Source organism: Aquirufa sp., assembly GCF_964796385.1.
Genome location: NZ_CBAUBA010000003.1, coordinates 96,712 through 123,627 on the forward strand (window position 1 = coordinate 96,712; position 26,916 = coordinate 123,627).

A 26,916-nucleotide genomic window follows, 5' to 3' on the forward strand; every position below is an offset into this window, starting at 1 on the left:
AACCAATTTTTGGCCTTACTTTTGCATCGTAATTTTGTCAATAAGAACAATGAAATTAAAAAATTTACTTCCGATTATTGCCCTAGCTGTAACTGCTATTGCATGTGATTATCAAAAAAATAATACAATCAAACAAAAAGACGTTCGCAAAGATGATAAGTATGTTTACGGAATTCATCCAGATTCAGCCGCTGCGCAGTCGAAAAACACATATACAGCCAAGCCGGAATTAGAAGTACGCGCAAATGCCATTCGTGAAAAACTATTTCAAGGAAAAGAAATTTCAAAAGGAAATTAATTACCAATATAGCTTAAGAAGGAGGCCGGTCGATGACCGGCTTTTTTTATGCCCTACTGAATCAATAGGTCTCGGATGAATGTCAACTGATAAAAAAGGACCGTAAAAATCACCGACCAAAATATTCCTGAAATCGCCATAAAAAACAATACGCGTGGCGTAGGAACTTTAAAAGACAAGGCGAGTAAACTGCCACCAATAGGGGTAAATAATAACGGGGTCATCACTGCGATGCCTTTAATTCCGAATCGCTGCCAAATACTTACCGCATAACGAACGCGCCCAGAAAATAATTTTGGTTTTTGAATACGAATCCGGGAAATTTGTTGAACTAGAAAACGGCCTATCGTCAACATGACCGTTACCGTAAACATCATCCCCACCCAGGTGCAAATAATGGTCTCGAGCATGGATAAACCCAACCCAAAACCAGTCAAAGGTCCAGCAACAAATTTAATCGACGAAGCGGCCATGACCGCAAAATAGGCTCCCCACTGCATTATTTGGCACCATTATAGACCGACACCCCTTGATCCAGAAAGGAAATAAAATGGGCAATATTGGCATCAAATGCCACCGGCTTCACCATTGGGGCTGCATCATTTCGTGGATCCAACAATACGTAATGTGGCTGAGCATTTGAATTAAAACGGGCAATTTGAAAGTCAAGATTTTGATCGCCCAAGGTCTTTTTTTCTTGACCATCGACCTTAGATGTGTACCACTGATCTGCCGGCAATTCCGTCTTATCATCGCAATACAACGCGACCACGACGTATTGTTCTTGCAAGCGCTTTAGTACTTGCGGGTCCGACCACACATTCTCTTCCATTTTCCGACAATTCACACAACCATGGCCAGTGAAATCGATAAACAAAGGTTTATTCACTTTCAACGCATAGGCTTTTGCCTCTTCAAAATCAAAAAATCCTTGTAAGCCCAATGGTAACGTGAGAAAATCAGCATATTTCTTTTGGCCTTGATCTGTTTTTACAGGGGCAGTAACAGATGCTTCAGATCCTTTAAAGTCCTGCGAACTCAACGGAGGCAACCACCCCGATAATCCTTTCAAAGGCGCGCCAAACATACCTGGAATCAAATAAATCACAAAGGCTAGTACAGTTGTGGCGAATAAGGTGCGTGGCACCGACAAGTTTTTCGCAGGCCCATCGTGTGGCAAAGAAATTTTGCCAAATAAATACAAAGTCAAGGCTCCGAAAATCGCAATCCAAATCGCCAAGAAAATCTCCCGATCCAATAAATGCCAATGGTACACCTGATCAGCCACACTTAAAAACTTAAACGCCAATGCGATTTCCAAGAAACCCAAAACCACTTTTACCTCATTCATCCAATTCCCAGATTTAGGAAGCGATTTCATAAAACCAGGGAAGATCGCAAACATCGTAAACGGAATCGCAAAGGCCAAGGAGAAACCCAACATCCCAATAATTGGCTTTAAGAAAACCCCCTGAGAAGCTGCAATCAGAATGGATCCCGCTAAGGGGCCTGTACACGAAAATGATACCAAAACGAGTGTAAAGGCCATAAAAAACACGCCCATCAAACCTCCTTTGTCGGATTTGGCATCGACTGAATTCACCAAACCCGAAGGCAAGACAATTTCAAAAGCTCCCAAAAAGGAAATTCCAAAAAAGATAAATATCACAAAGAAAAGTAGATTAGGAATCCAGTGCGTACTCAAAAAGTTCGCAAAACTAGCCCCCGCAAAGAAGGCGAGTATCGTCCCAAAAAACACGTAAATCAAAACGATGAATAAACCGTATAAGAAAGCAAGACGCTTTCCACCTTGTTTCTTGGTGAAGAAACTCACGGTCATCGGAATCAATGGATACACACAAGGCGTCAAAAGGGCTAGTAATCCTGCACCCAACGCCACGAAAAAGAACTCAATCAAACCACCTCCAGCTACATTAGAGGCTTTTTTTTTTGAGTCCTCCGTAGCTGAAATCTTGAAATTACCCTTTATTGGAACACAGAGGCCACTTTCATTTGAACATGTTTGGGAATCATATACCCCGTCAATCACCCAATTATCAGAAGTGATTTTAATCTTCTGACGAAATTCACCTTGCTCCGTGAAATAGGTGTACGTTCCTCCCCAAATTTCTTTATCCTCCTTGCTATGTGGATTAATCGCTTTTAACGGACCAATGGACTCAACACCCAAGCCAGGTTTTAACGTAACCGTCGTAACAACTGGACCTAAATCCTTATCAAAATCAGATGAATACAAATACCAACCTTTATCAATAGATACCTTAAAAATTAATTCTGCTTCTTGACCCGAAGTAGGTTGCGCAGGAGATAAGGTCCAAGACCATTTCGCTGGAGTAATTTTTTGACCGAAAAGCTGAACCGAAAACAACAGGAACAGTGCTAAAAATTTTAATTTCATTTTTGGAAAAATTATTGCCTGCAAAAATACGCTTTTTTACTTGGATACAAACGTGATATTTGTCGCGATAGTTCCAGCACAATCGTTTTTCTATTCAGATAAAAAAACTTATTTTTACATCCTTAAATTACGTATTCAAGAACTACATTAATTCATGGCTGCTAGCACATTCCCAACCCAACGAGACACCGAAATTTTTAAACTTATTGATCAAGAAGCTCACCGACAAGAATTTGGTATTGAGTTAATCGCATCCGAGAATTTCACATCGCCACAGGTGATGGAAGCACAAGGAAGCGTTTTGACAAATAAATACGCCGAAGGACTACCAGGAAAGCGTTATTATGGAGGCTGTGAGGTCGTTGACGAAGTAGAAATTTTAGCCATTGAGCGGGCAAAGAAATTGTTTGGCGCTACGTGGGCCAACGTGCAACCGCACTCAGGAGCGCAAGCGAATGCAGCTGTTTTTCTTTCTTTTTTAAATCCAGGAGATAAAATTTTAGGGTTTGATTTAGCACATGGCGGTCACCTTTCACACGGTTCGCCTGTGAATTTCTCCGGAAAATACTTTCAAGCTTTTTTCTACGGCGTAGAAAAAGAAACAGGCTTGATCGACTGGGATAAAGTAGAAGCAATCGCTTTGAAAGAAAAACCAAGATTAGTTATTTGTGGCGCATCTGCATATTCTCGTGATTGGGATTATGTTCGCTTGCGTGCGATTGCAGACAAAATAGGAGCTATTTTATTAGCCGACATTTCACATCCATCCGCTTTAATTGCCAAAGGATTGTTAAATAACCCTGTGCAACATTGCCACATCATTACAACAACAACCCACAAAACTTTGCGTGGGCCTCGTGGTGGTTTGATCATGATGGGGAACGATTTTGAAAACCCTTTCGGTTTTAAAACCATGAAAGGCGAACTAAAAATGATGTCGGCCTGCCTCGATGCAGCCGTATTCCCAGGAACACAAGGAGGACCCTTGGAGCACGTAATTGCAGCAAAAGCAATCGCATTCAGAGAAGCACTATCCCCTACATTTGAAACCTACGCAAAGCAAGTCCAGTCGAACGCGCAAGCAATGGCAAAGGCTTTCTTAGCGAAAGGTTATGATATTATTTCAGGAGGAACAGATAACCACTTAATGCTCATCGACTTACGGCCAAAAGGCTTAAGCGGCAAATTAGCCGAAAACACCTTGATTCAAGCCGACATTACCATTAACAAAAACATGGTACCATTCGATGACAAATCTCCATTTGTCACTTCAGGTATGCGTGTGGGTACAGCAGCGATGACAACGCGTGGTTTGAAAGAATCTGACATGTCACAGATTGTTGAGATGGTGGATAAGGCTTTGATGAACAACGACAATGAGGCGGTATTAAAATCAATAAAAGGAGAAGTAAATGAATGGGTAAAGCAATTCCCATTGTATCTATAATAAACAAAAATGGCGTTAGATCAAGATTGGGACGATGAAGTAGATGAGGATAAGGACGGGACGGAAATGTCTTTTTTAGATCACTTAGAAGAGTTGCGTTGGCACATCATTCGGTCCATGGCTTCTATCCTAATTTTTACCATAGCAGCTTGGATTTTTCGGAATGAAATTTTCGGAATTATCATCATGGGGCCGACTAAGGTTGATTTTTGGACAAACCAAGTATTATGCCGATTGGCAGAAATGACTGGATGGACGAGTCTTTGCTTGAAACAAGCAGATTTTATTCTTCAGAGCCGGGAGGTTTCAGGCCAATTCATGATGGCGCTTACCCAGTCAATTATTGTTGGCTTGATGTTTGCGTTTCCTTATGCTTTTTATGAAGTATGGCGTTTCATTCGTCCAGGTCTTAAAGAAAAAGAACAAAAAGCTGCCCGTGGAGCGGTATTTTGGGTTTCTCTGTTGTTTTTTATCGGTGTTTCTTTCGGATACTTCTTGGTAGCACCGATGGCCATTAATTTTTTGGCTACGTTTAAGTTAGATCCTTCGATTCAAAATCAATTCGATATTAACGATTACATCTCGTTATTGTCTATGTTGACGCTGGCCTGTGGATTAACCTTCCAATTACCTATGATTGCATTCGTATTATCGCAAGTGGGTATTTTGACACCTTCATTCATGCGCGAATACCGCAAGCATGCCTTGATTGTTATATTATTGTTGGCAGCGATTATCACGCCATCCCCTGATGTGATTTCCCAATTGTTGGTCGCCTTTCCTCTTTTCGGATTGTACGAGATCAGCATCATCGTTTCGGGCCGAGTATTACGCAGAAAAATGCGTGAGGAGGCTGCAGAAGCAAACGACTAATACCTTATGAATTATCTATCGGCGGAAAACATTTCGCGAAATCTTGGCGAACGCTGGGTGTTTAAAAACCTATTTTTTGGCTTACAGAAGGGCGAAAAAGTAGCGCTAATCGGGAAAAATGGAACGGGAAAAACCACTTTGATGGAATCCATCATGGGAATGCAATCCCCCGATGAAGGTAAAATCACGATTCGTAAAGGAATACGTGTAGGATATTTACCCCAAAACCCCGTTTTTGCGGAGAATGAACGCGTCTTAAATTATTTGTTCACCGATGATTTACCAAGTGCCGTAGCGATCAAGGCCTATGAAAAGGCAATGATATCCGGCGATCCACAAGAGTTAACAGATTCGTTTGCTTTAATGGAAACGAATAACGCTTGGGATTACGAAGCTAGAGCCAAACAAATTATTACGCGTTTAGGAATTCCGGATGGGGACCAACAAGTCTCCACGCTTTCAGGGGGGCAAAAAAAACGCCTTTCTTTAGCTAAGTTATTGATCGAAAGTCCAGACATTATGATTTTGGATGAGCCGACCAACCACTTGGATATTGAAACCATTGAATGGTTGGAAGGGATTTTATCCGGTCCCAATGTCACCGTTTTAGTTGTCTCTCACGATCGTTATTTCTTAGACAAAGTTTGTAATAAAATGATGGAATTGGCCCTCGGGTCGATATACACCTACGAAGGGAATTACGGGTATTTCCTTGAGAAAAAAGCAGAGCGTGAGGCGTCAGAAGCAAGTACGGTTTCGAAAGCCAAAAACCTGTATCGAAAGGAATTGGAATGGATGCGTCGCCAACCGAAAGCGCGTGGCACCAAATCACAATCCCGAATCGATGCCTTCTCTGAAACAGAGGAAATGGCGCATCGGAAAGTGGATGACAGCAAGTTAGAATTGAATATTCAAATGTCACGCTTGGGCAATAAAATCATTGAAATCAACCACCTGAAAAAGGCATGGGGTGAGAAGAAAATCGTCAATGATTTCACCTATACGTTTAAGAAAAAAGACCGCATTGGTATCGTAGGCAAAAATGGAGCAGGCAAAACGACCTTCTTGCAATTATTGACCGGATTAGAGCAACCGGATTCAGGAACCATTGATCCCGGGGAGACTTTAGTGATTGGTTATTACACCCAATTGCCTTTTGAATTCAAACCCGAACAACGCGTCATTGATACCATTACGGAAATTGCCGAGGTGATTCCATATGGTAAGAATGAGTCTTTATCTCCGAGTCAGTTTTTGAGTAAGTTTTTGTTTCCAACGGCCCAACAATACACGCCGGTTTCTAAATTATCCGGTGGGGAAAAGAAGCGTTTGCAATTGATGCAGGTATTGGTGAAGAATCCGAATTTCTTGATTCTGGATGAGCCCACAAACGATTTGGACTTAGACACACTTCAGTTATTAGAAGACTTTTTAAGTGAGTTCCAAGGCTGTTTATTGCTTGTTTCGCACGACCGTTATTTCATGGATAATTTGGTAGATCAATTAATCCTGGTGGAGGGCGAAGGTGAAGTAAACTTCTTTAATGGCAATTACACCGATTACCGGATTGCGCTAGAGAATAAAGAAAATGAACCCGCACCTGCCCCAAAAGTTCAAGTAAAGGAAAAAGAGGTACTCTCGGTTCAAAAAGGTGCCAAATTGAGCTTTAAGGAGCAAAAAGAGTTTGAGGATTTGGAAAAAGAGATGGCTAAATTAGAATCTGAAAAAGACGCATTGATTGAAAAATTAAATAGCGGCTCAGGTGATTTCCAGGTGTTGGCCGACTGGGCAAAAGAAATTGACATATTGAAGAACACCTTAGAAGAAAAAGAATTACGCTGGTTAGAACTATCCGAAAGAGCATAAACGATGGATCCTTTAGAAGGCAAAACACTTAAATTTATTATCGAATATTTGGTGGACAAATACGGTTGGGAAGGCCTGGCTAGTCGCATTCGTATCAATTGTTTCGCTCATGAGCCGAGTGTCAATTCGAGCTTAACCTTTTTGCGAAAAACAGATTGGGCGCGAAAGAAAGTAGAGAACTTGTACATCAAGGCGAGTCGAATGGATGAGCATCCCCCGAAATAAAAAGAGGCCCCGTTTGGGGCCTCTTTCGTTTATATCCCCAGGTTTTAACCTGAGGCTACTCAAACTCTAGTTCTCAAAGAAGAAATCTTTTAATGCATAAAGCGGTTTCTCTCCAGCACTTGGATTAACAAATACAAAGTACAGATCATTAACCCCTGTTACGGAAACTGGCATCGTTGCTTGACCCATTTTTTGAATATCCACACTGCTTACGAGTTTCCCCGTTGGGCTACCTAAGTACAACTCAAGTTTTCCTCCAGCTGTTTGGCCAGCCATAACAAATGCGGAAGCTTTGATATTTTTAATACCAGTCAAATCGATCTGATTGAAAGATGCGTATCCTTGATCGCCAAGAGCCACCACAATTTCACCTACACCATCCACCTTCGTTTTCATCGTTTTCGCATTACCATCATAAGAGCCAGCCGCTACTTTCGCATCGCGCAACGTGACTACTTTTTGGCCTGTTGCAGGAGTCATTTTACCATTTCCTTTATCTGTATATGAAGCAGAGAAAATAAATGTTCCTGGCTTACCCTTATCAGAAGTAACATACGAACCTTTAACAGGCTGCGTTGCTTTCTTCTTATCCGATAGGCCCAAAATATAAACCACCATTTCGCGCGCATCAGCTTTGGAAACTTGAGGGTGAGCGGCCATTACTTGCTCGCCCCAAACACCACCGCCACCGTTGATAATCTTCTTCGAAAGCTCATCGATGTTTTGAGCGCTTGCCCGATATTTTTTAGCAACTTCTTTGTAAGCTGGCCCGATTGACTTCTTCTCAACCGCGTGACAGGTCTTACAATCCGACAAATCAATTAAACGTTTTCCGTTAGAGAAAGTCGTATTGCTCTTGTGGCCTTGCTCGATAATTGTCCGGTCATATCCCTCTAAATAGTTGATGTTCAAGATAACATCTTCCTCCGCAATTTTACTTGCAGCCAAAGTTCCATCTTCCTTATCTTCTACCGATACTTGATAATTCACTGATTTATCATTCCAATAGAAGGTCTTATTACCATCGATTTGTACATCCACTTTCGGTACATCATTCCCAACTTTAACAAGAACGGAAGCTGTATTTGAATTGCCTTTGTTGTCCTTAACCTTCAAAACTACACTGTACACGCCTGCTTTGGTAAATGTATAGGAAGGGTTTGCTGCTGTACTTGTTTGGCCATTCCCAAAATTCCAACTATACGTGATCGGATCCTTGTCGTAATCCATCGTTCCTTCAGAAGAGAACTTCACTTGCATTGGTGCGGCACCTTCTTTTTTACTTGCTGTCGCAACTACCTTAGGGGTACGATTTCCTGCGTTATATTCCAATTTGAATAAAACAGCTTCCTCATTTTGCGCAAACCAGTTAGGTCCATATTCCAATCCATAAATAGCTCCTTCTTTGGAGAAGGCAAAATCCATCGGGTGTATAAAGCCCATGTTAGGTAAGAACCGCTCCATACTTAAGAAATCGCCATTTTCCTTCATACTAACCGTATAAATTAAATCCCGCGACCAATCATATGCGAACAATTTACCATCGTAATAAGCTGGCAATTTTACTTTTGAATCTTTTGGATAATCTCCGAGGTGGTAAACACCAGCCGCCATCGCATTACGAGACCCTTTCCCCATTACTGGAAATTCCGGAGAATCACCATATGGATAATAGATAAATGCCTTTTGTGCTTTTGGCAAATGAGCAAAACCTGTATTAAAAGGTGAATCATTTACAGGGGCATTGGGATTGAACTTTGCCCACGTTGAATCTTTATTGAAATCCCGTTGATTATACGGACGGTTATCCGCCACAAATAAAGGCCATCCGAAATATCCGGCCTCACGAGCCTGATTCACTTCATCATGTCCTTTTGAACCATACTTTGGCGAATCTTCTCCAGCGTCTGGACCTACTTCACCCCAATACAAGAATCCGGTATGCTGGTCTACCGCAATCCGATAAGGATTACGATTACCCATCACATAAATTTCAGGTTTAACATGGTAAACTCCTTTAGGAAATAAATTACCCTCTGGAATTGTATATTTTCCATCATCTGTCGGTTTAATCCGTAAGATCTTACCACGTAAATCATTCGTGTTTGAAGAGGTTGCGCGTGCATCCCAACCAGAACGCTTGTCACGATTATCGATTGGTCCGTATCCATTCGAATCAAATGGATTGGTATCATCACCGGTAGATAAATATAAGTTACCTGATTTATCCCAAGCGATTGAACCGCCCGTGTGGCAGCAACCGTCACGCTTGACAGGAACGCGTAAAAGTACTTTTTCGCTATCCATCACTAAGGTATCTTTCACATCATCATAAACGAATCGCGAAAGGTGCTGAGCTGTATCAGGCTGGCCTGTTTGGGGCGAATAGAATAAATAAATCCAGTGATTTTTGTTGTAGTTAGGGTCAATATTGACGCCCATCAAACCGTACTCGAACTTAGAAAATACGTTCAAATCAGCTACAACTTTCACTTTCCCCTTCTTAGGGTCATACATTTTTAACTTACCTTTTCTTTCTCCGTAGAAAATTTTTCCACCATCTGTTAAAGCCAACTCCGTAGGCTCATCCAAATTTTTATCTAAAATCGTTTTCGTAAAACGGTTATCCTCAGGAAGAGGACCCGTGCGCAAAGGCTTATTGAAGTTAATGGCAGGACCTGAAGCAGCCCATTGCAAGCCACCCCAAATATGCTGAAGAACTAAAGGCTCATCAAATGTTTCATGCGTATGACCCCAGTTGGTGTAAAATGAACGTCCCCCATCGAACTCATGGTACCAGGCCATTGGATGATAATCACCCATTTTGCCATCCTTATACGTCTTCTCGTCCAAAGTAATTAATACCTTAACGTCTTTGTTGAAGTTCTTAAAATCGTAGAATTCATCCGTACGATCAAACGTCGTAGGCATGTGTTTGGTTGATATATGGGATTGGTCAACCGCTGTAAATGTTCCTTTTTGGACATTTGGGCGCCCTGGGTGCGAAGCGAACTGGCCACCAGCTAATTTGTTATACCAAGGCCAATCGTATTCGGTATCTGTCGCTGCATGTACACCAAAATAGGCTCCACCCGCTTGAATGTACCGCTCAAATGCATTTTGCTGTTGCTCGTTTAATACATTTCCCGTTGTGCTCATGAAAACAACCACCCGGTAGTTTTTTAAGTTTTTCTCGGTGAATACGGCAGGATTTTCAGTTGTGTCAACAGAAAAGCCTTTTTCTTTGGCCATTTTAAATAAGGCAATTTGACCCGGCTTAATGGAACTGTGTCGGAAACCTTTAGTGAGTGAAAAGACCAATACTTTTTGACCTTTCAATGGATTTGCCTCCTGAGCGAAAGCAGTTGAGATTGATATGATGCTAACAAAGATAGCAAACACTACTCGGCCTAAGCCGAACAAATTCTTTTTCATAGTTGATAATTTTAACAATAGGTCGTGCAAGTTAGCCTAAATGCGAATTTTATTTATAAATTTCCTCAAATATTTCTACCATGAGCAAATTATTTACAGTATTTGCATTTCTATTTGTTAGCACATTCACCTTCGGCCAGTCCTGCTGCTTTGTCACTAAAGATGAAATGCAATTAATGGCGTCCAACAAAGCCTTCATACGCTCACACAAATTACCAAAACCATACCAGCATGTTAGTCAAGCTGGGGGAGCGATGATTACGTTTGCGACGCCGGATGGCCAACGGGCCAATGCCTTCTTCATAAAGGCCGCAAAACCAACCAATTATACCTTATTTGTTTTTCAAGAATGGTGGGGATTAAATGACCACATCAAGCGCGAAGCGGAACATTTCTATACTGATTTGGGCAATGTCAATGTGTTGGCGATTGATATGTACGATGGAAAAGTGGCCACGACACGCGAAGAAGCGGGTAAATATATGGGCGGCGCAAATCCCTTACGCTTAGAAAGCATCATTAAAGGCGCCATCGCCTACGCGGGACCCAAAGCAAAAATTGCCACCGTGGGCTGGTGTTTTGGCGGGGCACTTTCATTGAAAGCATCCATCTTAGCGGGATCCCAAGCTACGGCTTGTGTCATGTATTATGGCATGCCAGTTAAGGATGTGGAGCAATTAAAAACATTGAACACGGATGTATTGGGCTTATTTGCTGGACGGGAAAAATTCATTTCAACTGCTGTAGTGGCTGAGTTTGAAGCAAATATGAAATTAGCGGGTAAGGGGATTCAAATTAAATCGTTTGATGCAGAACATGCATTTGCGAATCCCTCAAACCCGGCTTACGATAAGGCGGCGACTGAGGAGGCCTGGAAATTAGCGACCAATTACTTTAAAGCGCGTTTGAACTAATGAAAAAAGTGATCGTCTTGTGGGTAGGTGCACTGGTGCTCGGTTCGTTTTATGAATCGGAAGCTGCGGTTGTCGTATCCACGCATTATTCGATAGCGAAACCTAAAGTTTACCAAAAGAAAAAAGGCTTTTTCTCGTTTTTAAAACGCAAGAAAAAGTGTAAATGCCCGCCGCTACCTAGTTAATTGATCACAGGATTTAAAGGCGAATCAGCTTTTTGGCCAGGTGCATAACCGGATAACCAGCGCAAGCGATCTGCTTCCTGGTTGGCATTTTTAGGTTCCATCACGACCGCATCCGCATCCATAAATATGACAGTCATGACTTCGCGCATAGTTTGAGATGCGTTCCCCGGTGCGGCATGCAAGGTCCAGCCCATGTGAAAAGTCGCATCACCAGCTTGCATCGTTTTTTGAGCAGCGATTGGAAATTGCTGATCTTGAACATATTGCGCAATCATGGCTTCGGATTCATCGGAAATGGGCATTGGAGGCAATTCAGCCTTTTGAGTGCCCGAAGCGAAAGTCAACATCCCCATGTCTACGTCAATATCGACAAAAGGCATCCACATGGTCACCGTTTTGGGGGTTTGCATGGGCCAGTAATATTGGTCTTGGTGCCAAGGGGTCAGTCCGCCTCCGGGTTCTTTGAATAGCGCTTGATCATGATATAAACGTACTTGGTTAACGCCTAACAAATCAGCAGCAATCTGCCCAAACCTTTTCGCCAAAACAAATTCTTTAATCTTATCATCTTCTTCCCATAAATTCATCATTTGCAAAAAAGCCTTACCATAAGTATCACGTTCTGCGATGGGTTTTTGCTTCGCTTGAAAATCTGCAGCCCAATTACGAATGGCACTTCGATAGGGCTCAAGCGTTTCTTGGCTAAGAATATTGGGTAAATAAATGTGGCCGTTTTGCTGGAATTCAGCAATTTGATTGGCATTGAGTTTGTATGGATTTGAAAGCATTCTCAAAATTTGAGAAATTTTATGGTAAAGACTACCTAAAAATTTGCCAATAATAATGCAATTTTACCTGAACCTTATGCATTTTAGGGCGAGGCAGGTAATTTGATAAAACAATGAAGGCGAGTTTAGAGCATTTAGGAGAACCTACGGGAAGCTCCATCCAACTGAAAGAAGTTATTCAAGAACGCTTTGACGCACCCTATCATTTTCATCCCGAATTTGAACTAACATTAATTATTGCAGGGACTGGCAAGCGCTTTGTAGGGAATCAAATTACAGATTTTGGGCCTGGCGACTTAGTACTGCTCGGTGAAAATGTGCCGCATTGTTGGCAAAACCACCGCAAAGACTGGTTGGCAACCGAAGAAACCCCACAGGCAGCACAAGCATTAGTTGTACATTTTAGAAAAGACTTTTTGGGCGGCGATTTCCTCCAAAAACCAGAATGTGCGGCGCTCCGACAGCTATTTGAAAAAGCGCGTGGCGGCTTGTCAATTCAAGGGCCAACGCAAGATCGCGTGGCGCGGGAGCTAATGCAATTGGGGGATTTGACGCTATTCCCAAGAATGCTTGCCTTTTTAAACATCTTGCATCAGTTGAGTCAGGCAGGGTCGGATGCTCAGGTTATTGAGGTTAACGACTCCAGTTATGCATTATCAGCAGTGGATCTGGCGCGAATCAATCGCGTATATGCGTATGTCATTGCAAATTATACCCAGGAGGTTCATTTAGATGAAGTGGCACATTTAGCTAATATGACTGAAACGGCCTTTTGCCGTTATTTTAAGAAGGTGACGAAGAAGACTTTTGTGGAAATGGTGACTGAATTTCGCATCAAACATGCCTGTGAATTATTACGAAGTAGCCAGTTGAGCATGGCTGAAATCTGCTTTGAAAGTGGTTTTGGGAACCTATCACATTTCAATAAACAGTTTAAGCTTTACATGAACGAAACACCGCTGCAGTATCGGAAATTAGTTCGCGAATGGCAGGTGGGGTAAACGCTGCCGGGGTTGAAGACCCCGGCAGCGTTACCAAAAATCACATTTTAGGACAGTACAACCTAGAAAAAAACTGATAAAAAACTGATTATTTTTTCGCCGGGAATAAAAGGCTCAACCCGATACTAGCAGTCAATATTCCTAGGATTACGCCCAAAGATGCTAGGGTTCCAAAACCCCATTGTTCCAAATAATGGTGACCAATCATCTTCAATCCGACGAAACTGAGCAACACCCCCAAGCCCATCGGCAGAAAGCGAAACAAGCCCATCAAACTTGATAGGAAAAAGAAAAGAGAGCGCAGCCCCATGACCGCAAAAACATTGCTAAAGAATACAATGTACGGATCTTTTGAAATAGAGAAAATCGCTGGAATAGAATCCACCGCAAACAAAATATCAGTAAATGAAATGACCACAACCACCACAAAAATTGGCGTTATAAAAATCTTCCCCGTATTTTTCATACGTACAAAAAAGTGCCCAATCACATTTCGCTTGTATACATTAAAATACTTTGAAAGTAATTTGACAACTGGATGATCAGCCACGTCAATCTCCTCCTCATGCTCTTTCGTAAATAATATCTTCACACCCGTGTAAACCAAAAATGCCCCAAACAAATAAATGATCCAATCAAATTTCTGTAGCAAGGCTGCCCCCAAAAAGATAAATACAAGCCGCAACACAATCGCTCCCAAAATCCCCCAAACCAATATCTTCTTGTAATACCGCTTCTGAACCCCAAACGAATTAAAAATTAATATAAAGACAAAGACGTTATCGGCCGACAACGAATACTCGACTAAATAACCAGTGATAAATTCAAGCGATAAATTATCTTGGAAAATGGCCAACTGGTCAAAATATGACCCAGTACCTAGATCAATATGCGACGCATAGGCTTGTTGGACCGCCCGCAAACCAGCCAAATCCTTTATCCCATGCACCAAAGCGCCGTTATACCCCAGAAATATGTAAAACATCAGCGCTAATAACACCCACGCCCCCGTCCAAAATCCAGCTTCGCGAAACGTAACTTCCGCCGCCCCCGCCTTTTTAAAGATGCCCAAGTCAATTAACATCACCAATATCACGAGCACTGAAAAGACAAGAAAAAATAGAGATTCACTCATAAATAAGTATTTTTACGCATTCAAAGGGACAAAGGTCGCAAATTTTGACCAATATCATATGTACGAAGGCAAAAAGGTAATCGTCGTGATGCCTGCTTACAAAGCAGCACTCACATTAGAAAAAACATATAACGAAATCCCGCACGACTGGGTGGATGAAGTCATTTTAGTTGACGACTACAGCCCAGACAATACCGTGGAAGTGGCCCGGCAAATTGGCATCAAACACATCATCCGCCACGATAAAAACAAAGGTTACGGGGGAAATCAAAAGTCGTGCTATACCAAAGCACTTGAACTAGGTGGCGACATTGTGATCATGCTGCACCCCGACTACCAATATACCCCGATGTTGTTGAAAGCCATGATTTCAATCATCGGTAACGGATTATATCCGGTCGTTTTTGCTTCTAGAATTTTAGGTAAAGGAGCGCTCAAAGGAGGAATGCCTATTTACAAATACATTGCGAATCGGCTTTTGACATTATTTCAAAATATCTTAATCGACCAAAAATTATCCGAATATCATACTGGCTACCGCGCATTCTCAAAAGAAGTGCTTCAAGCGGTCAACTTCACGAAATGTGACGACGACTTTGTGTTTGACAACCAAATGATTTTACAAGTATTCTGGAAAGGATTCGAAGTAGGCGAAGTAACCTGCCCCACAAAATATTTTGAGGAGGCCTCCTCGATCAACTTCACACGAAGCTCCATCTATGGAATAGGTGTTCTTTGGTACTCAGTCCGCTACCGACTCGCCAAATGGGGATGGAAATGGGATTTAATGAGTTAATAAAAAACCTCAGAATATAAATCTGAGGCTTTTTTATGTAGATTAGAATCGAATACTCGCTCCTAACAAGAAATTAAATCCCGCCTGCGGATAGTAAAAATTCTCCGTCGTGGTAGCCCCTCCATACCGATAGGAATAGGTGTACCCATTCGAAGAATACATCTCGTTCAGCACATTATTCAATAACAACGTAAAGGCAGGTCCTTTCTTCATCGTGTATTTCAAGCGAATATCATGCGTGCTGTAAGCCTTCAGCGAACGAGCATCATCCGAGGTGTTGTCCAAATATTGTTTTCCAACATATTTACGTAAAAGACTTGCTTCAAAAGCTCCCAACGTATACGTCAACGCACTTCCGTAAATGACCGATGGCGAATAAGCAATATCCGTATTTCCATGATTGATGACCACCTCCTGATTCAAATCATAGTCAACCATTTTTTCTTGAAAATTCTGAATTCGGTTTTGGCTCAGTGTCACATTGCCACTCCAAACAAGACGCTTTGAAATTTGGTAATTTAGTACCGCCTCCAAACCCAAACGGTAACTTTTTTCCACATTTGTCCGGATTGCATCGCCGGTCGAATTAACAGCACCGGTTAAGACGAGCTGATCCTGATAATTCATAAAATAACCATTTAACTGCAATCCATACCGGAGGCCAGATCGCTCATATCCAAACTCATAATCCTGCAAGTATTCCGGACGCGGAGCTGCGGCGGCGTTGTCGACAAAATCTTGCCGACTGGGCTCTTTGCTGCCCGCAGAAACGGACCCATACACTTTAGATTTTTCTGAAATTTGATGCGTTAGGCCAAATTTGGGGTTAAAAAATGAATACGAATTGTCGGAATCCAAAGTCAAAAACTTATCCGCAGTTCCTAGCATGCGATAACCCACGGTTCGGAATTGTACATCAAAGTAGGCATTCCAAGCTGTGGCTATATCCCAATTTGCTTTTGCATATAAATTCAAATCCGTTTTTTGTGATCGACTGCGATACCACTCATGACCTGCAAAAGCAACTGGCGCAACAAGTAAACCATAATGACGACCAATGTATCGATTCCAGGCCCCGCCAAAAGTGAACTTGAATTTTTGCGAACCGGCATAATTCAACGCAAATGTCGATCCATAAAAATCATTATCTAGCCATTTTCGACGTACCACATCTACGATAGGTTTTGCGCCAAGCCCATACGATTGCAAATCAGCATTTGGTCTAAATTCTTCAAAATATCCGCGTCCATACGTGTAATGCGCGTTCAAATCCAAATTCCACGCCTCGTCCAATCGGTGATTCGTAATTAACTGAAAATGATCCTGCGCGTAATTATCTGTTTGATTATCATACGTATAATAGTTGTATCTCCGGCCACTAGCCAACAAATTTGTCGCATCAGATTCAGACAAATAGTTGCGGTCAATAAAGGCTTTCATCTCATCTACCGAACCATTGACTCTACTTTCGGGTGTCCCATACCACGATTGATATGTCTTTTCATTTCCGGTAAAATAGTTAAAACGAGCGAAGCTTTTCGCGCCAAAATACCCCGCAGAAAAATAGGCAGATAGTAGATTGGATGAAGCTCGATCGATAAATCCATCCGATACAATGCGTGACAAACGCCCATCCAAGGTAAACTTCCCTCCTAACAATCCCGATCCAAATTTGAGCGTCGTTTTTAGCGTTCCAAAAGACCCCCCGGAAGCATTCGCTTCTCCATACGCTTTAGGCTCGAAGGTATTGGTTTGCATATTGACAGAACCCCCAAAAGCCCCCGCGCCATTCGTCGAAGTTCCCACTCCACGTTGAATCTGAACCGAATTCACGGAACTTGCAAAATCCGGCATATTCACCCAGAAAGTCCCTTGCGATTCCGAGTCATTAATGGGAATACCGTTGACCGTCACATTCACACGCGTCGCATCAGAGCCCCGAATTCGGATACCGGTATAACCAACTCCCGCTCCTGCGTCTGATGTAGTTAGCACCGAAGGGGTAAAATTAAGCAACATTGGCATGTCCTGACCCAGGTTACTTTTACCTAGTTCAGTTGCGGACACATTTGAATAGGCCATGGCTGAATTTTCATCTGCCCGGGTGGCTCGAACAACGACTTCGTCTTGCAAGAAATTAGATTTTTTCAAGCCGATTTGCTTGGACTTTTCCACAGGAACTTCCACAGGTTCATACCCGACAAAACTGACTGAAATAGTTGCACTAGAACTCGTAAAAGCTAGTTGAAACCGCCCTTTTGAATCAGTTACATTTCCCTTTTGGCTCCCCTTGACAGAAACGGACGCACCCCATAAAGGCATATTCGTATCCTGATCGAAAACGATTCCCTCGACCTTTTGGCCAAAAACCACATGCGTAAAAAATAAAAATACTAATGTCATTAGCTTTTTCATATTTGAAAAGTTTAACAACAGGTAAAGGAGTCAAATCCCGTATGATTTAACAATAACCCTTAATTTTGATTTTTTCTGAGTTTTCAGCGCTAAAAACTCGACAAAATCCCTTCGGCAGCATTACCTGCATCAGGTTCATTGGGTATAATCTCAGCCCTTATTCAGAGCACCCCTTTTTGTGGATGCACAAAGATATAAATTTTTCTACCTTTGCAAGCCATTCGAAGGTTTAGATCCATATGATTGTTAAAGAGTTCCTTGCCATTTACAAGTCTGACGGTATTGTTCAACACATTTCGGAACAAATCCAACACGCAAAACCAGGACAATCTTTTCACATTAAAGGTCTTTGTGGCGCATTGGACACGGTTTTGATGGCGGCAACTCTCCCAGAAAAAACTCCTTTTCTTGTTATTTGTGAAGGAAAAGAAGAAGCACAATACATTTTAAATGACTTGCAATCATTGATGGGTGACGCGGCGGTCATTTTATTTCCCATGTCGCACAAAAAGCCCTATGTATGGGAAGAGGTCGATAATGCCAATGTGCTCATGCGCGCTGAAGTATTAAATGTGCTCAGTAATTATTCAGGCCAAACCTTAGTTATTGTCTCTTATCCCGAGGCCATGACGGAAAAAGTCATCAACCGAAAATCCTTAGTTAAAAATACATTATCCATTCGCGTTGGCGATAAAATCGACCGAAATTTCGTAGCTGAAACGCTCAACGAATATGACTTTGAGCGGACAGATTTTGTGTATGAAGCTGGGCAATATTCCGTTCGCGGTGGTATCCTCGACGTGTTTTCATATGCGGCTGAATATCCATACCGGATTGATTTTTTCGGAGATGAGGTAGATAGCATTCGGACATTTCATCCGGAAACCCAACTGTCAATTCAGTCGGTTTCGGCCATGCACCTCATCCCGGATGTGCAAACAAAATTGGTCCAAGAGACACGCGAATCATTCTTTACCTTTCTACCTGAAAAGACCAAAATTTGGATCAAAGATCATTCCATTTTGATGGATGTCATTGAGCAGTATTTCGACAAAGGCCAAGCGGCATATGATGCGAATAGCAGCTCAGACATCAATGTATTGAATAAACCTGAGGAAAGATGGGAGACCGTTAAGACGACAAAAAAACATCTTCAGGAATATGTTTGTGTCGAATTTGGCAAGAGATCTCACTTAAAACAAGCCGAAGTAATTGCTTATCCGGCCAAGAATCCGGGGGCTTTTCAGAAAGATTTTGAACGCTTAGCAGGCGCCCTTTTGGATAATCAAACAGTTGGTATTCAAAACATTATCTGTTCGGAATCTCCACGCCAACTGGAACGCTTGGATGTGATTTTCAATGAGATTAATACGAGTATCCAATTTAAACCCTTGCAAATATCCTTACGAGAGGGTTATATTGATACCCAAACGCAAGTAGCTTTTTATCCAGATCATCAGTTATTTGACCGCTTTAATCGCTCAAAAGAAAAAAATAAATTTTCAAAAAGTAAGGCTTTAACGCTGAAGGAATTACGATCACTTCAAGTGGGTGATTTCGTGACACACGTTGATTATGGTATTGGTCGTTTTGCGGGATTGAACTTAATCGACACGTCGAATGGGGAACAAGAAGTCATCCGGCTGATCTACCGCGACGACGATGTGTTGTCGGTGTCCATTCATTCGCTACACAAGATTTCCAAATATTCCGGCAAAGAGGGAGCTCCTCCCACCATGTCTAAATTAGGTTCGCCCGAATGGGATAACAAAAAATCGCGGGTAAAAAAGCAAGTTAGGGATATTGCGAAGGAACTGATTACGTTGTATGCCAAACGAAAAAATGCCCCAGGTTTCGCCTTTTCGCGTGACACCTATTTACAAGCAGAACTTGAATCTTCCTTTTTATATGAGGACACGCCGGATCAAGCAAAAGCGACGGCCGATGTCAAAATTGATATGGAAAAACCGCATCCGATGGACCGCTTGGTCTGTGGCGATGTGGGATTTGGTAAGACTGAAATTGCGATTCGGGCAGCTTTCAAGGCAGTAGCTGATTCAAAGCAAGTAGCCGTTTTAGTGCCTACGACTGTATTAGCAATGCAGCATTATCGGACATTCCATGATCGTCTTGCCGCATTTCCATGCAAAGTAGAATATGTGAATCGTTTCAAATCGGCGAAACAGATCAAGGAAACGTTAGAGCGCGTCGCGAATGGCCAAACAGATATATTAATTGGTACACACCGTTTGGTCAATAAGGACGTCGTTTTCAAAAACTTGGGCCTCATGATTATTGATGAAGAGCAAAAGTTTGGTGTAAAGGTTAAAGATCGTTTGAAAGAAATGCGTGTGGATGTGGATGTGCTGACATTGACAGCGACACCTATTCCGAGGACCCTACATTTCTCGCTGATGGGCGCACGTGATTTATCGATTATTGCGACTCCCCCTCCGAACCGACAACCCGTCGAAACGAAGTTGGTGGTAATGACCGACGAGCTTCTACGTGATGCTGTTCGGGATGAATTAGCGCGTGGAGGACAAGTATTTATCGTTCACAATCGAATTAATGAACTAGAAAGTGCGGCGAATCGAATTTTACGTTTAGTTCCTGATGCGAAAATTGGCGTAGCACACGGCCAAATGGACGGGGATAAACTAGAAAAAATCATGATGGATTTTATCGAAGGGAATTATGATGTGCTTGTTGCCACCAATATCATCGAATCGGGACTAGATATTCCCAATGCGAATACAATTTTTATTATCAATGCCAATCATTTTGGTCTATCTGATTTGCATCAAATGCGCGGTCGGGTAGGTCGGTCAAACAAAAAAGCATACTGTTATTTAGTGACCCCATCGCTGGCAAATTTAACAAGCGATGCACGTAAACGCCTCAGTGCTTTGGAGGAATTCACTGATTTAGGTGATGGCATCAAGGTTGCGATGCGGGATTTAGATATTCGTGGGGCGGGTAATTTATTGGGGGCGGAACAGAGTGGATTTATCAATGATTTGGGCTACGACATGTACCATAAAATTTTGGATGAGGCGGTTCAGGAGCTAAAAGAAACAGAATTCCGTGCCTTATTTGAAACAGATCTGGCCCAAATTGCGGAGGCGTTAACGGTAGATTGTCAGATTGAAACCGACTTGCGTGTATTGATTCCAGAGGAATATGTCCAAAGTATTTCTGAGCGCTTAGCCTTGTATACGCGCTTGGATGAATTAGACAACGAAGCGGAATTGGGAACGTTTGTCTTTGAAATGGAAGATCGTTTTGGGCAAATGCCAAACGAAGTACGTGATATGACCGAATTAGTGCGATGCCGTTGGAAAGCGCAGGCACTTCGGGTAGAAAAAATACTATTCAAGAACAATATGTTGAAGCTTTATTTCGTTTCAACGGATATTCCACAAGATATTGTTGTTCGGATTATTCAGTTTGTTAACTCGAAAAAAGGACAATGTCAATTGCGGGAAAAATCAGGTAAAATGATTTTACAACTTGATAAAGTGCATACGATCCCAGAATTAAATACTATTTTAGTGGATATTTTAGGATAGCATTGAGCATTTTGTTTGATTTTCATACCTTTGCTTTTCAAATTCTTACGAAAAAGAATCTAAATGATTGCTAAATTAAAAATTGCACTTAGCCTTTGTGCTAGCGTACTACTACTAACTTCCTGCCCAAATGGCTTGAAGAATGGATTAAAAGGTGGTCTTTCTGGCGGGAAACCGAACAGTATCAACATTGGAAATTCATCCACAGCCACGGGGTTGGCGTATAATCAAAAGGGTGGTTTCCAGGTTGACAAAAAATTCACAGGTCAATTAACCGGACCGAACTTGGTCTTCATTGAGGGTGGTCGGTTTACGATGGGCTCTTTGGAGGAAGACATCATGGGAATTCATGATAATATAGAGCGCACGGTCTCAGTTCAATCATTCTATATGGATGAAACTGAAATTGCCAACGTGCATTACTTGGAATATTTAAATGCTGTTAAGCGTGATTCAACGCAAGATTTCTACGAGTCAGCGCTACCAGATACAACTGTTTGGCGAAACGATTTAGCGTTTAATGACCCCTATGTTGAGCAATATTTACGTTTTCCAGGATTTCGTATGTACCCAGTAGTGGGTGTTTCTTGGAAACAATCGACTGATTATTGTGTGTGGAGAACGGCGGCGGTTAATAATAATTTAGCGACAGTTCCTGTAGCTAAAGAGAAGAAACCAAAGAAAGGCGCAGCGGCGGCAGCGATAACAGCTTCAGCTACGACGCGTGCAGCAGCTCCAGCTCGCTTAACAATTGAATCAGGGCGTGTTTTGCCGTCTTACCGTTTACCTACAGAGGCAGAATGGGAATATGCGGCAAAAGCGATGATTGGGACGCAGCAACAAGATGAAAATCAGGTAAATCAACGAATTTATCCTTGGGATGGTCCTTCGTTGCGCGAGTCTACCGGGAAAGGTCGTGGAAATATGTTGGCCAACTTCAAGCGTGGACGTGGAGACTATGCAGGTATTGCAGGGAAATCAAACGATGGAGCGATCATTACGGCTGAGATTTACAAGTATTCCCCGAACGATTTTGGTTTATACCAAATGGCTGGTAATGTGAATGAGTGGGTACAAGATTTGTACCGTCCATTATCGTTTCAAGATTTCAATGACTTGAATCCGGTTCGTCGGACAGATAAAGACGATAAGGCATCTTTGTATGATAGTAAAAATCAAAACTCGTTAATCACGAATAAAGTACGTGTCTACAAAGGTGGATCATGGGCTGACGTAGCTTATTGGTTGGCGCCAGGAACGCGTCGTTATTTAGATGAAGATTCGTCAACAGCAACCATTGGTTTCCGTTGTGCGATGATTTCTGCGGGTACGAATAAGTAATTTATTTAAGGGCTGCCAGTGCGAAGAAGGAAACTTTTGTCGCTCCGGCAGCCCTAATTTTTTGTGCCGCGGCCAGAAATGTGGCTCCAGTGGTCAGGGTATCGTCGATGATCAGAACATGTGAACCACGGATTTTCGCTGCATCAGTTACTTCAAATACATTTTCAAGTTCTTCGTAACGTGCGGCGCGGTTTAACCCGATAAGGGAATTAGACTGCGAGATTCGTTTGAGTACCTGCGTATGTAGTGGAATAGATAAGGCATTGGCCAGCCCTTTTGCAATGACCTCGGCTTGGTTGTAGCCACGTTCCTGTAGGCGTTTGGGGTGAAGCGGGATGGCAACGAGGCAAGTTACTTCGTCATAAAAATGGGACTTTTTCAATGCGCTCCCGGCCCAAACCCCCAAAAAAATTCCAAGGTCGGAGGCCCCTTTATATTTGATTTGATGCATGAGTTGCTGCACGCGACTGCCCGGCATAAAATGAAAAAAGGCATTGGCATGTTCAAAATCAATAAGCCCATCAAACTTCGCCCTTACCCAATTCGGTGTATTTTCAACTAATTTAATACGCGAAAGTTCGATCCGACAGGTTGTACAGATAAATTCTTCGCTACTGAATAGAGGCTCCTGGCAGGCAAAACAAAGCTTTGGGTAAAGCAATTGTAAAAAGGTTTTAAACATCTCAGAAAAATTTTTGTATTTAATTAAGTTTCAGTAATTTTGCACCCCTAAACGAGTACCTAGTCAATTCATTGTCCAAGTACTTGATTAATAGCAATTGGATTTAAAAAACATTTCATAATTAACCTTTAAAAATGGCACGCGATTTAAAATTCACTAGAAACATCGGTATTGCTGCGCATATTGATGCTGGTAAAACCACCACGACGGAACGTATTCTGTATTATGCAGGGGTTTCCCACAAAATTGGTGAGGTACACGATGGTGCGGCAACCATGGACTGGATGGAGCAAGAGCAAGAGCGTGGTATCACGATCACTTCGGCTGCAACGACAGTAGATTGGAAATACCGCGATCAAGATTACCACATCAACATTATCGATACTCCAGGTCACGTTGACTTTACAGTAGAGGTAAACCGTTCTTTACGTGTATTAGATGGTCTAGTATTTTTATTCTCTGCTGTAGACGGTGTGGAGCCTCAATCGGAAACGAACTGGCGCTTAGCAGATAACTACAACGTAGCGCGTATCGGTTTCGTTAACAAAATGGACCGTTCAGGTGCTGATTTCTTAAACGTGTGTAAGCAAGTGAAAGAAATGTTAGGTAGCTACGCAGTGCCACTTCAATTGCCAATCGGAGCTGAAGAAGGTTTCGAAGGGGTGGTTGACTTAGTTAACTTCCGTGGAATCATTTGGAACGAAGCTGATAAAGGAATGACATTCACTGAGGTGCCTATCCCAGCTGATATGTTAGAAGAGGCGACTGAATACCGTGAGAAATTATTAGAAGCAGTAGCTGAGTTTGATGAGTCTTTGATGGAGAAATACTTCGAAGATCCAGCATCTATCTCGGAAGATGAAATTTTAGCCGCTTTACGTGCAGCTACAATCTCGATGAAAATCGTTCCAATGCTTTGTGGATCATCTTTCAAAAACAAAGGTGTTCAAACAATGTTAGATTACGTGATGGCAATCTTGCCATCTCCAATGGATAAAGAAGGCGTTAAAGGAATTCACCCAGATACAGGTGCTGAAATCTTGCGTAAGCCAAGTGAGTCTGAGCCTTTCGCGGCTTTGGCATTTAAAATTGCAACTGACCCTTACGTAGGTCGTTTATGTTTCATTCGTGCGTATTCAGGTAAATTAGATTCAGGTTCTTATGTGTTGAACAACCGTTCAGGAAATAAGGAGCGTATCTCTCGTATCTTCCAGATGCACGCCAACAAGCAAAACGCGATTGATCGTTTAGGTGCTGGGGATATTGGTGCAGTAGTAGGTTTCAAAGACATCAAAACGGGTGATACCCTTTCTGATGAGAAACACCCAATCATTTTAGAAGCAATGGACTTCCCAGAGCCAGTTATCGGTTATGCTATCGAGCCTAAGAAAGCGGCTGATGCAGATAACTTCTCGAAAGCCATCACTAAATTGATCGAAGAAGATCCAACGTTACAAGTTGAGTCAAACGAAGAAACTGGCCAAACGATCATCAAGGGTATGGGTGAGCTTCACTTAGAGATCATCATCGACCGTATGCGTCGTGAGTTCAAGGTAGAAGTTAACCAAGGTGCTCCTCAAGTAGCTTACAAAGAGTCTTTAACTAAGACGACAGAACACCGTGAGGTTTATAAGAAACAATCAGGTGGTCGTGGTAAGTTTGCAGATATTGTGTTTGAAATCGGACCAAGAGAAGATGACAAACCAGGTTTAGAATTCGTAAATAACATCGTGGGTGGTGTGATTCCGCGTGAATTCATCCCAGCGGTTCAAAAAGGTTTCGAAGAAGCGATGAAAACAGGTGCTTTGGCTGGATATCCAATGGATTCCATGAAAGTACGTTTATTCCACGGTTCATACCATGATGTCGATTCAGATTCATTATCTTTTGAATTAGCAGCACGTATGGGTTATAAAGATGCAGCGAAGCAAGCAGGAGCGAAACTAATGGAGCCTATTATGGCCGTTGACGTTGTTACTCCAGACGAATATACGGGTCCGATCACAGGTGACTTAAATCGTCGTCGCGGTATCATGAAAGGTATGGATTCGCGTCAAGGAGCTGTTATCTTGAAAGCTGATGTGCCTCTTTCTGAATTATTCGGTTACGTAACAGATTTACGTACGATGTCTTCAGGACGTGCAACGGCATCGTTAACGTTCTCTCACTATGAATTCGTTCCGCAAAATATTGCAGACGAAGTAGTTAAGAAAGCAAAGGGATTGTAATAATCTTAAAAATTAATCAAAGCCCGAACTTCACAGTTCGGGCTTTTTTTTGTGCGGTGGGTAAACGCTGCCGGGGTCTGCGACCCCGGCAGCGTTACGCACGAAGTTACTTATTTGCGTACGAATTCCGTTTCGAAAAACTGATAATCTTACGCTACAAAATAGCGTTTAAACGCCTGAATAGGTAATTCGATCAAACGATACGATAAATAAGCTGATAAACTGAGCACCACTAATGGGACAATATTATAGGGCAGTTCTGGAATCGAAACCCCTGCTCGGCCTGCTAATTTGAAAAAAACATCCGGCACAACCATGTGATACAAATATAGGCCATAAGACATTTGGCCGATCAAACGGAGTGGCTGAACCGAAAAGAACTTCGAAATCACCCCAGGCTGCATCGCATAAAACAACAGTGCCACAGACACCATCGACGTAAACGTACGGAAGAATAATTGCTTCATTAAATCCACATCGGTAAACCATAAACATACCATCAGAAAGCAAAAAGCCGCCGGAATTAGCAATCGCTTAATCCATAATTTAACCTCTGCCGACCGACCATCTCGGAGGTAATGAGCCAGCAGCGCCCCCCAGGCAAATGTATCCACACATGAAAACATACTTACCCCCAACCCGCCATAAACATGCACGGAAAAATACCGGAAGACCACGCCAAAAACAACCGTAACCCATAAGAAATAAGCACGAAAACGCGTAGCCAAAAACAACATGCAAAATGGCCACACTAAATAAAACTGCTCCTCAACCGAGAGAGACCAATATGGCGATAGCACATCTGCCCAATTCCCATGCAACTCAATCCAATAATTAACTAAATACATCCAGTAATACTCAGGATGATCATAAAAATCTGAATTCAAGACAATATTAAATCGTTGCAAAACCAACAATCCCATCAACACCAAAAAATAAATTGGGAAAATACGTAAAGCACGACGAACTACAAAATTCTTAAAGGAACGCGCATAAGTCCCTAAAGTCTGCTGCTCCATCAAGATATTGGAAATCAAATAGCCACTTAATACAAAAAACAAGGTCACCCCGATCGGACCATTTGGCATTATATTTAGTCCTTGACCCTCCGGAAACCAATGGTAAACTAACACCAATAAAATCGCAAGTGCACGAACGCCATCCAGCGCAGGAATGTATTTCATAGAAACAAAACTAAGTAAAACCTCTTATCCTTCCTACAACCGCTTCATCCCCTCAAAATATCTTTCGTCGAAAAATTCCCACTTTATCAGCGGAAGCGCGTATTTTTGATAC

The 26,916-nt window shown here is 42.2% G+C and carries 20 protein-coding genes and 1 riboswitch; of the genes, 12 read left to right on the forward strand and 8 right to left on the reverse strand.

The window, feature by feature from the left end:
- Positions 1–49 precede the first annotated feature (49 nt).
- Complete coding sequence (locus AC1W6K_RS02090) at positions 50–298, forward strand: hypothetical protein (protein WP_481720371.1); 249 nt, start codon at positions 50–52, stop codon at positions 296–298.
- A 53-nt stretch (positions 299–351) separates the two neighbouring features.
- Here AC1W6K_RS02090 and AC1W6K_RS02095 read toward each other — a convergent pair whose 3' ends face one another.
- Together AC1W6K_RS02095 and AC1W6K_RS02100 are read right to left on the reverse strand one after the other, a co-directional pair.
- Positions 352–798, reverse strand: coding sequence for a hypothetical protein (locus AC1W6K_RS02095; protein WP_481946257.1), 447 nt, complete (start codon positions 796–798; stop codon positions 352–354).
- Positions 798–2,717 carry a protein-disulfide reductase DsbD family protein gene (locus tag AC1W6K_RS02100; RefSeq protein WP_481946258.1) on the reverse strand — a complete coding sequence of 640 codons (1,920 nt, stop codon included), beginning with the start codon at positions 2,715–2,717 and terminating at the stop codon, positions 798–800. The genes AC1W6K_RS02095 and AC1W6K_RS02100 overlap by 1 nt, the downstream gene beginning before the upstream one ends.
- 154 nt (positions 2,718–2,871) lie before the next feature.
- Between AC1W6K_RS02100 and AC1W6K_RS02105 the strand changes: the two genes are divergently transcribed.
- The 4 genes from AC1W6K_RS02105 to AC1W6K_RS02120 are packed head-to-tail and all read left to right on the forward strand — an operon-like array spanning position 2,872 to position 7,128.
- The gene (locus AC1W6K_RS02105) at positions 2,872–4,164 is read left to right on the forward strand and encodes a serine hydroxymethyltransferase (RefSeq protein ID WP_481720368.1); all 1,293 of its coding nucleotides are present in this window, start codon (positions 2,872–2,874) and stop codon (positions 4,162–4,164) included.
- Between the two features lie 9 nt (positions 4,165–4,173).
- On the forward strand, positions 4,174–5,037 hold the full coding sequence (tatC, locus tag AC1W6K_RS02110; RefSeq protein ID WP_481720367.1) for a twin-arginine translocase subunit TatC: 864 nt from the start codon (positions 4,174–4,176) through the stop codon (positions 5,035–5,037).
- Positions 5,038–5,043: 6 nt separating this feature from the next.
- Complete coding sequence (locus tag AC1W6K_RS02115) at positions 5,044–6,903, forward strand: ABC-F family ATP-binding cassette domain-containing protein (RefSeq protein ID WP_481946259.1); 1,860 nt, start codon at positions 5,044–5,046, stop codon at positions 6,901–6,903.
- A 3-nt stretch (positions 6,904–6,906) separates the two neighbouring features.
- Complete coding sequence (locus AC1W6K_RS02120; RefSeq protein WP_395784099.1) at positions 6,907–7,128, forward strand: VF530 family protein; 222 nt, start codon at positions 6,907–6,909, stop codon at positions 7,126–7,128.
- A 66-nt stretch (positions 7,129–7,194) separates the two neighbouring features.
- Here the strand turns inward: AC1W6K_RS02120 and AC1W6K_RS02125 are convergent, their stop codons facing one another.
- Positions 7,195–10,563 carry a ThuA domain-containing protein gene (locus AC1W6K_RS02125; protein WP_481946260.1) on the reverse strand — a complete coding sequence of 1,123 codons (3,369 nt, stop codon included), beginning with the start codon at positions 10,561–10,563 and terminating at the stop codon, positions 7,195–7,197.
- A gap of 80 nt (positions 10,564–10,643) precedes the next feature.
- Between AC1W6K_RS02125 and AC1W6K_RS02130 the strand changes: the two genes are divergently transcribed.
- Both AC1W6K_RS02130 and AC1W6K_RS02135 read left to right on the forward strand, forming a co-directional pair.
- Positions 10,644–11,477, forward strand: coding sequence for a dienelactone hydrolase family protein (locus AC1W6K_RS02130; RefSeq protein ID WP_481946261.1), 834 nt, complete (start codon positions 10,644–10,646; stop codon positions 11,475–11,477).
- The gene (locus tag AC1W6K_RS02135) at positions 11,477–11,662 is read left to right on the forward strand and encodes a hypothetical protein (RefSeq protein ID WP_481946262.1); all 186 of its coding nucleotides are present in this window, start codon (positions 11,477–11,479) and stop codon (positions 11,660–11,662) included. Before AC1W6K_RS02130 ends, AC1W6K_RS02135 begins: the two co-directional genes overlap by 1 nt.
- Here the strand turns inward: AC1W6K_RS02135 and AC1W6K_RS02140 are convergent.
- Complete coding sequence (locus tag AC1W6K_RS02140; RefSeq protein ID WP_481946263.1) at positions 11,659–12,450, reverse strand: phytanoyl-CoA dioxygenase family protein; 792 nt, start codon at positions 12,448–12,450, stop codon at positions 11,659–11,661. The genes AC1W6K_RS02135 and AC1W6K_RS02140 overlap by 4 nt on opposite strands.
- 113 nt (positions 12,451–12,563) lie before the next feature.
- Between AC1W6K_RS02140 and AC1W6K_RS02145 the strand changes: the two genes are divergently transcribed.
- Positions 12,564–13,451, forward strand: coding sequence for an AraC family transcriptional regulator (locus AC1W6K_RS02145; RefSeq protein WP_481720355.1), 888 nt, complete (start codon positions 12,564–12,566; stop codon positions 13,449–13,451).
- A gap of 88 nt (positions 13,452–13,539) precedes the next feature.
- Here AC1W6K_RS02145 and AC1W6K_RS02150 read toward each other — a convergent pair whose 3' ends face one another.
- The gene (locus AC1W6K_RS02150; RefSeq protein WP_481946264.1) at positions 13,540–14,586 is read right to left on the reverse strand and encodes a TerC/Alx family metal homeostasis membrane protein; all 1,047 of its coding nucleotides are present in this window, start codon (positions 14,584–14,586) and stop codon (positions 13,540–13,542) included.
- A 58-nt stretch (positions 14,587–14,644) separates the two neighbouring features.
- On the opposite strand from AC1W6K_RS02150, the gene AC1W6K_RS02155 reads away from it, so the two are divergent.
- On the forward strand, positions 14,645–15,382 hold the full coding sequence (locus AC1W6K_RS02155; RefSeq protein WP_481720351.1) for a glycosyltransferase family 2 protein: 738 nt from the start codon (positions 14,645–14,647) through the stop codon (positions 15,380–15,382).
- 42 nt (positions 15,383–15,424) lie between these two features.
- Here AC1W6K_RS02155 and AC1W6K_RS02160 read toward each other — a convergent pair whose 3' ends face one another.
- Positions 15,425–17,797, reverse strand: coding sequence for a TonB-dependent receptor (locus AC1W6K_RS02160; protein WP_481946265.1), 2,373 nt, complete (start codon positions 17,795–17,797; stop codon positions 15,425–15,427).
- Positions 17,798–17,886: 89 nt separating this feature from the next.
- Positions 17,887–17,981: riboswitch (TPP riboswitch) on the reverse strand.
- A gap of 55 nt (positions 17,982–18,036) precedes the next feature.
- On the opposite strand from AC1W6K_RS02160, the gene mfd reads away from it, so the two are divergent.
- Together mfd and gldJ are read left to right on the forward strand one after the other, a co-directional pair.
- A complete protein-coding gene (gene mfd, locus AC1W6K_RS02165; protein ID WP_481946266.1) occupies positions 18,037–21,369 on the forward strand; it encodes a transcription-repair coupling factor in 3,333 nt (1,110 codons plus the stop codon).
- Between the two features lie 63 nt (positions 21,370–21,432).
- A complete protein-coding gene (gene gldJ, locus AC1W6K_RS02170) occupies positions 21,433–22,710 on the forward strand; it encodes a gliding motility lipoprotein GldJ (RefSeq protein WP_481721501.1) in 1,278 nt (425 codons plus the stop codon).
- A gap of 1 nt (position 22,711) precedes the next feature.
- Here gldJ and AC1W6K_RS02175 read toward each other — a convergent pair whose 3' ends face one another.
- Positions 22,712–23,371: a ComF family protein gene (locus AC1W6K_RS02175; RefSeq protein WP_481946267.1), complete on the reverse strand. Its 660-nt coding sequence runs from the start codon at positions 23,369–23,371 to the stop codon at positions 22,712–22,714.
- Between the two features lie 155 nt (positions 23,372–23,526).
- Between AC1W6K_RS02175 and fusA the strand changes: the two genes are divergently transcribed.
- Complete coding sequence (gene fusA / locus AC1W6K_RS02180) at positions 23,527–25,620, forward strand: elongation factor G (RefSeq protein WP_481721505.1); 2,094 nt, start codon at positions 23,527–23,529, stop codon at positions 25,618–25,620.
- A gap of 149 nt (positions 25,621–25,769) precedes the next feature.
- Here the strand turns inward: fusA and AC1W6K_RS02185 are convergent, their stop codons facing one another.
- Positions 25,770–26,804: an acyltransferase family protein gene (locus tag AC1W6K_RS02185; protein ID WP_481946268.1), complete on the reverse strand. Its 1,035-nt coding sequence runs from the start codon at positions 26,802–26,804 to the stop codon at positions 25,770–25,772.
- Between the last annotated feature and the right edge of the window lie 112 nt (positions 26,805–26,916).

Excerpts from the sequence above, each read along its gene's own strand:
- AC1W6K_RS02090 (WP_481720371.1), top strand. The coding sequence starts at position 50 with ATGAAATTAAAAAATTTACTTCCGATTATTGCCCTAGCTGTAACTGCT.
- AC1W6K_RS02095 (WP_481946257.1), bottom strand. The coding sequence starts at position 798 with ATGCAGTGGGGAGCCTATTTTGCGGTCATGGCCGCTTCGTCGATTAAA.
- AC1W6K_RS02100 (WP_481946258.1), bottom strand. The coding sequence starts at position 2,717 with ATGAAATTAAAATTTTTAGCACTGTTCCTGTTGTTTTCGGTTCAGCTT.
- AC1W6K_RS02105 (WP_481720368.1), top strand. The coding sequence starts at position 2,872 with ATGGCTGCTAGCACATTCCCAACCCAACGAGACACCGAAATTTTTAAA.
- tatC (WP_481720367.1), top strand. The coding sequence starts at position 4,174 with ATGGCGTTAGATCAAGATTGGGACGATGAAGTAGATGAGGATAAGGAC.
- AC1W6K_RS02115 (WP_481946259.1), top strand. The coding sequence starts at position 5,044 with ATGAATTATCTATCGGCGGAAAACATTTCGCGAAATCTTGGCGAACGC.
- AC1W6K_RS02120 (WP_395784099.1), top strand. The coding sequence starts at position 6,907 with ATGGATCCTTTAGAAGGCAAAACACTTAAATTTATTATCGAATATTTG.
- AC1W6K_RS02125 (WP_481946260.1), bottom strand. The coding sequence starts at position 10,563 with ATGAAAAAGAATTTGTTCGGCTTAGGCCGAGTAGTGTTTGCTATCTTT.
- AC1W6K_RS02130 (WP_481946261.1), top strand. The coding sequence starts at position 10,644 with ATGAGCAAATTATTTACAGTATTTGCATTTCTATTTGTTAGCACATTC.
- AC1W6K_RS02135 (WP_481946262.1), top strand. The coding sequence starts at position 11,477 with ATGAAAAAAGTGATCGTCTTGTGGGTAGGTGCACTGGTGCTCGGTTCG.
- AC1W6K_RS02140 (WP_481946263.1), bottom strand. The coding sequence starts at position 12,450 with ATGCTTTCAAATCCATACAAACTCAATGCCAATCAAATTGCTGAATTC.
- AC1W6K_RS02145 (WP_481720355.1), top strand. The coding sequence starts at position 12,564 with ATGAAGGCGAGTTTAGAGCATTTAGGAGAACCTACGGGAAGCTCCATC.
- AC1W6K_RS02150 (WP_481946264.1), bottom strand. The coding sequence starts at position 14,586 with ATGAGTGAATCTCTATTTTTTCTTGTCTTTTCAGTGCTCGTGATATTG.
- AC1W6K_RS02155 (WP_481720351.1), top strand. The coding sequence starts at position 14,645 with ATGTACGAAGGCAAAAAGGTAATCGTCGTGATGCCTGCTTACAAAGCA.
- AC1W6K_RS02160 (WP_481946265.1), bottom strand. The coding sequence starts at position 17,797 with ATGAAAAAGCTAATGACATTAGTATTTTTATTTTTTACGCATGTGGTT.
- mfd (WP_481946266.1), top strand. The coding sequence starts at position 18,037 with ATGATTGTTAAAGAGTTCCTTGCCATTTACAAGTCTGACGGTATTGTT.
- gldJ (WP_481721501.1), top strand. The coding sequence starts at position 21,433 with ATGATTGCTAAATTAAAAATTGCACTTAGCCTTTGTGCTAGCGTACTA.
- fusA (WP_481721505.1), top strand. The coding sequence starts at position 23,527 with ATGGCACGCGATTTAAAATTCACTAGAAACATCGGTATTGCTGCGCAT.
- AC1W6K_RS02185 (WP_481946268.1), bottom strand. The coding sequence starts at position 26,804 with ATGAAATACATTCCTGCGCTGGATGGCGTTCGTGCACTTGCGATTTTA.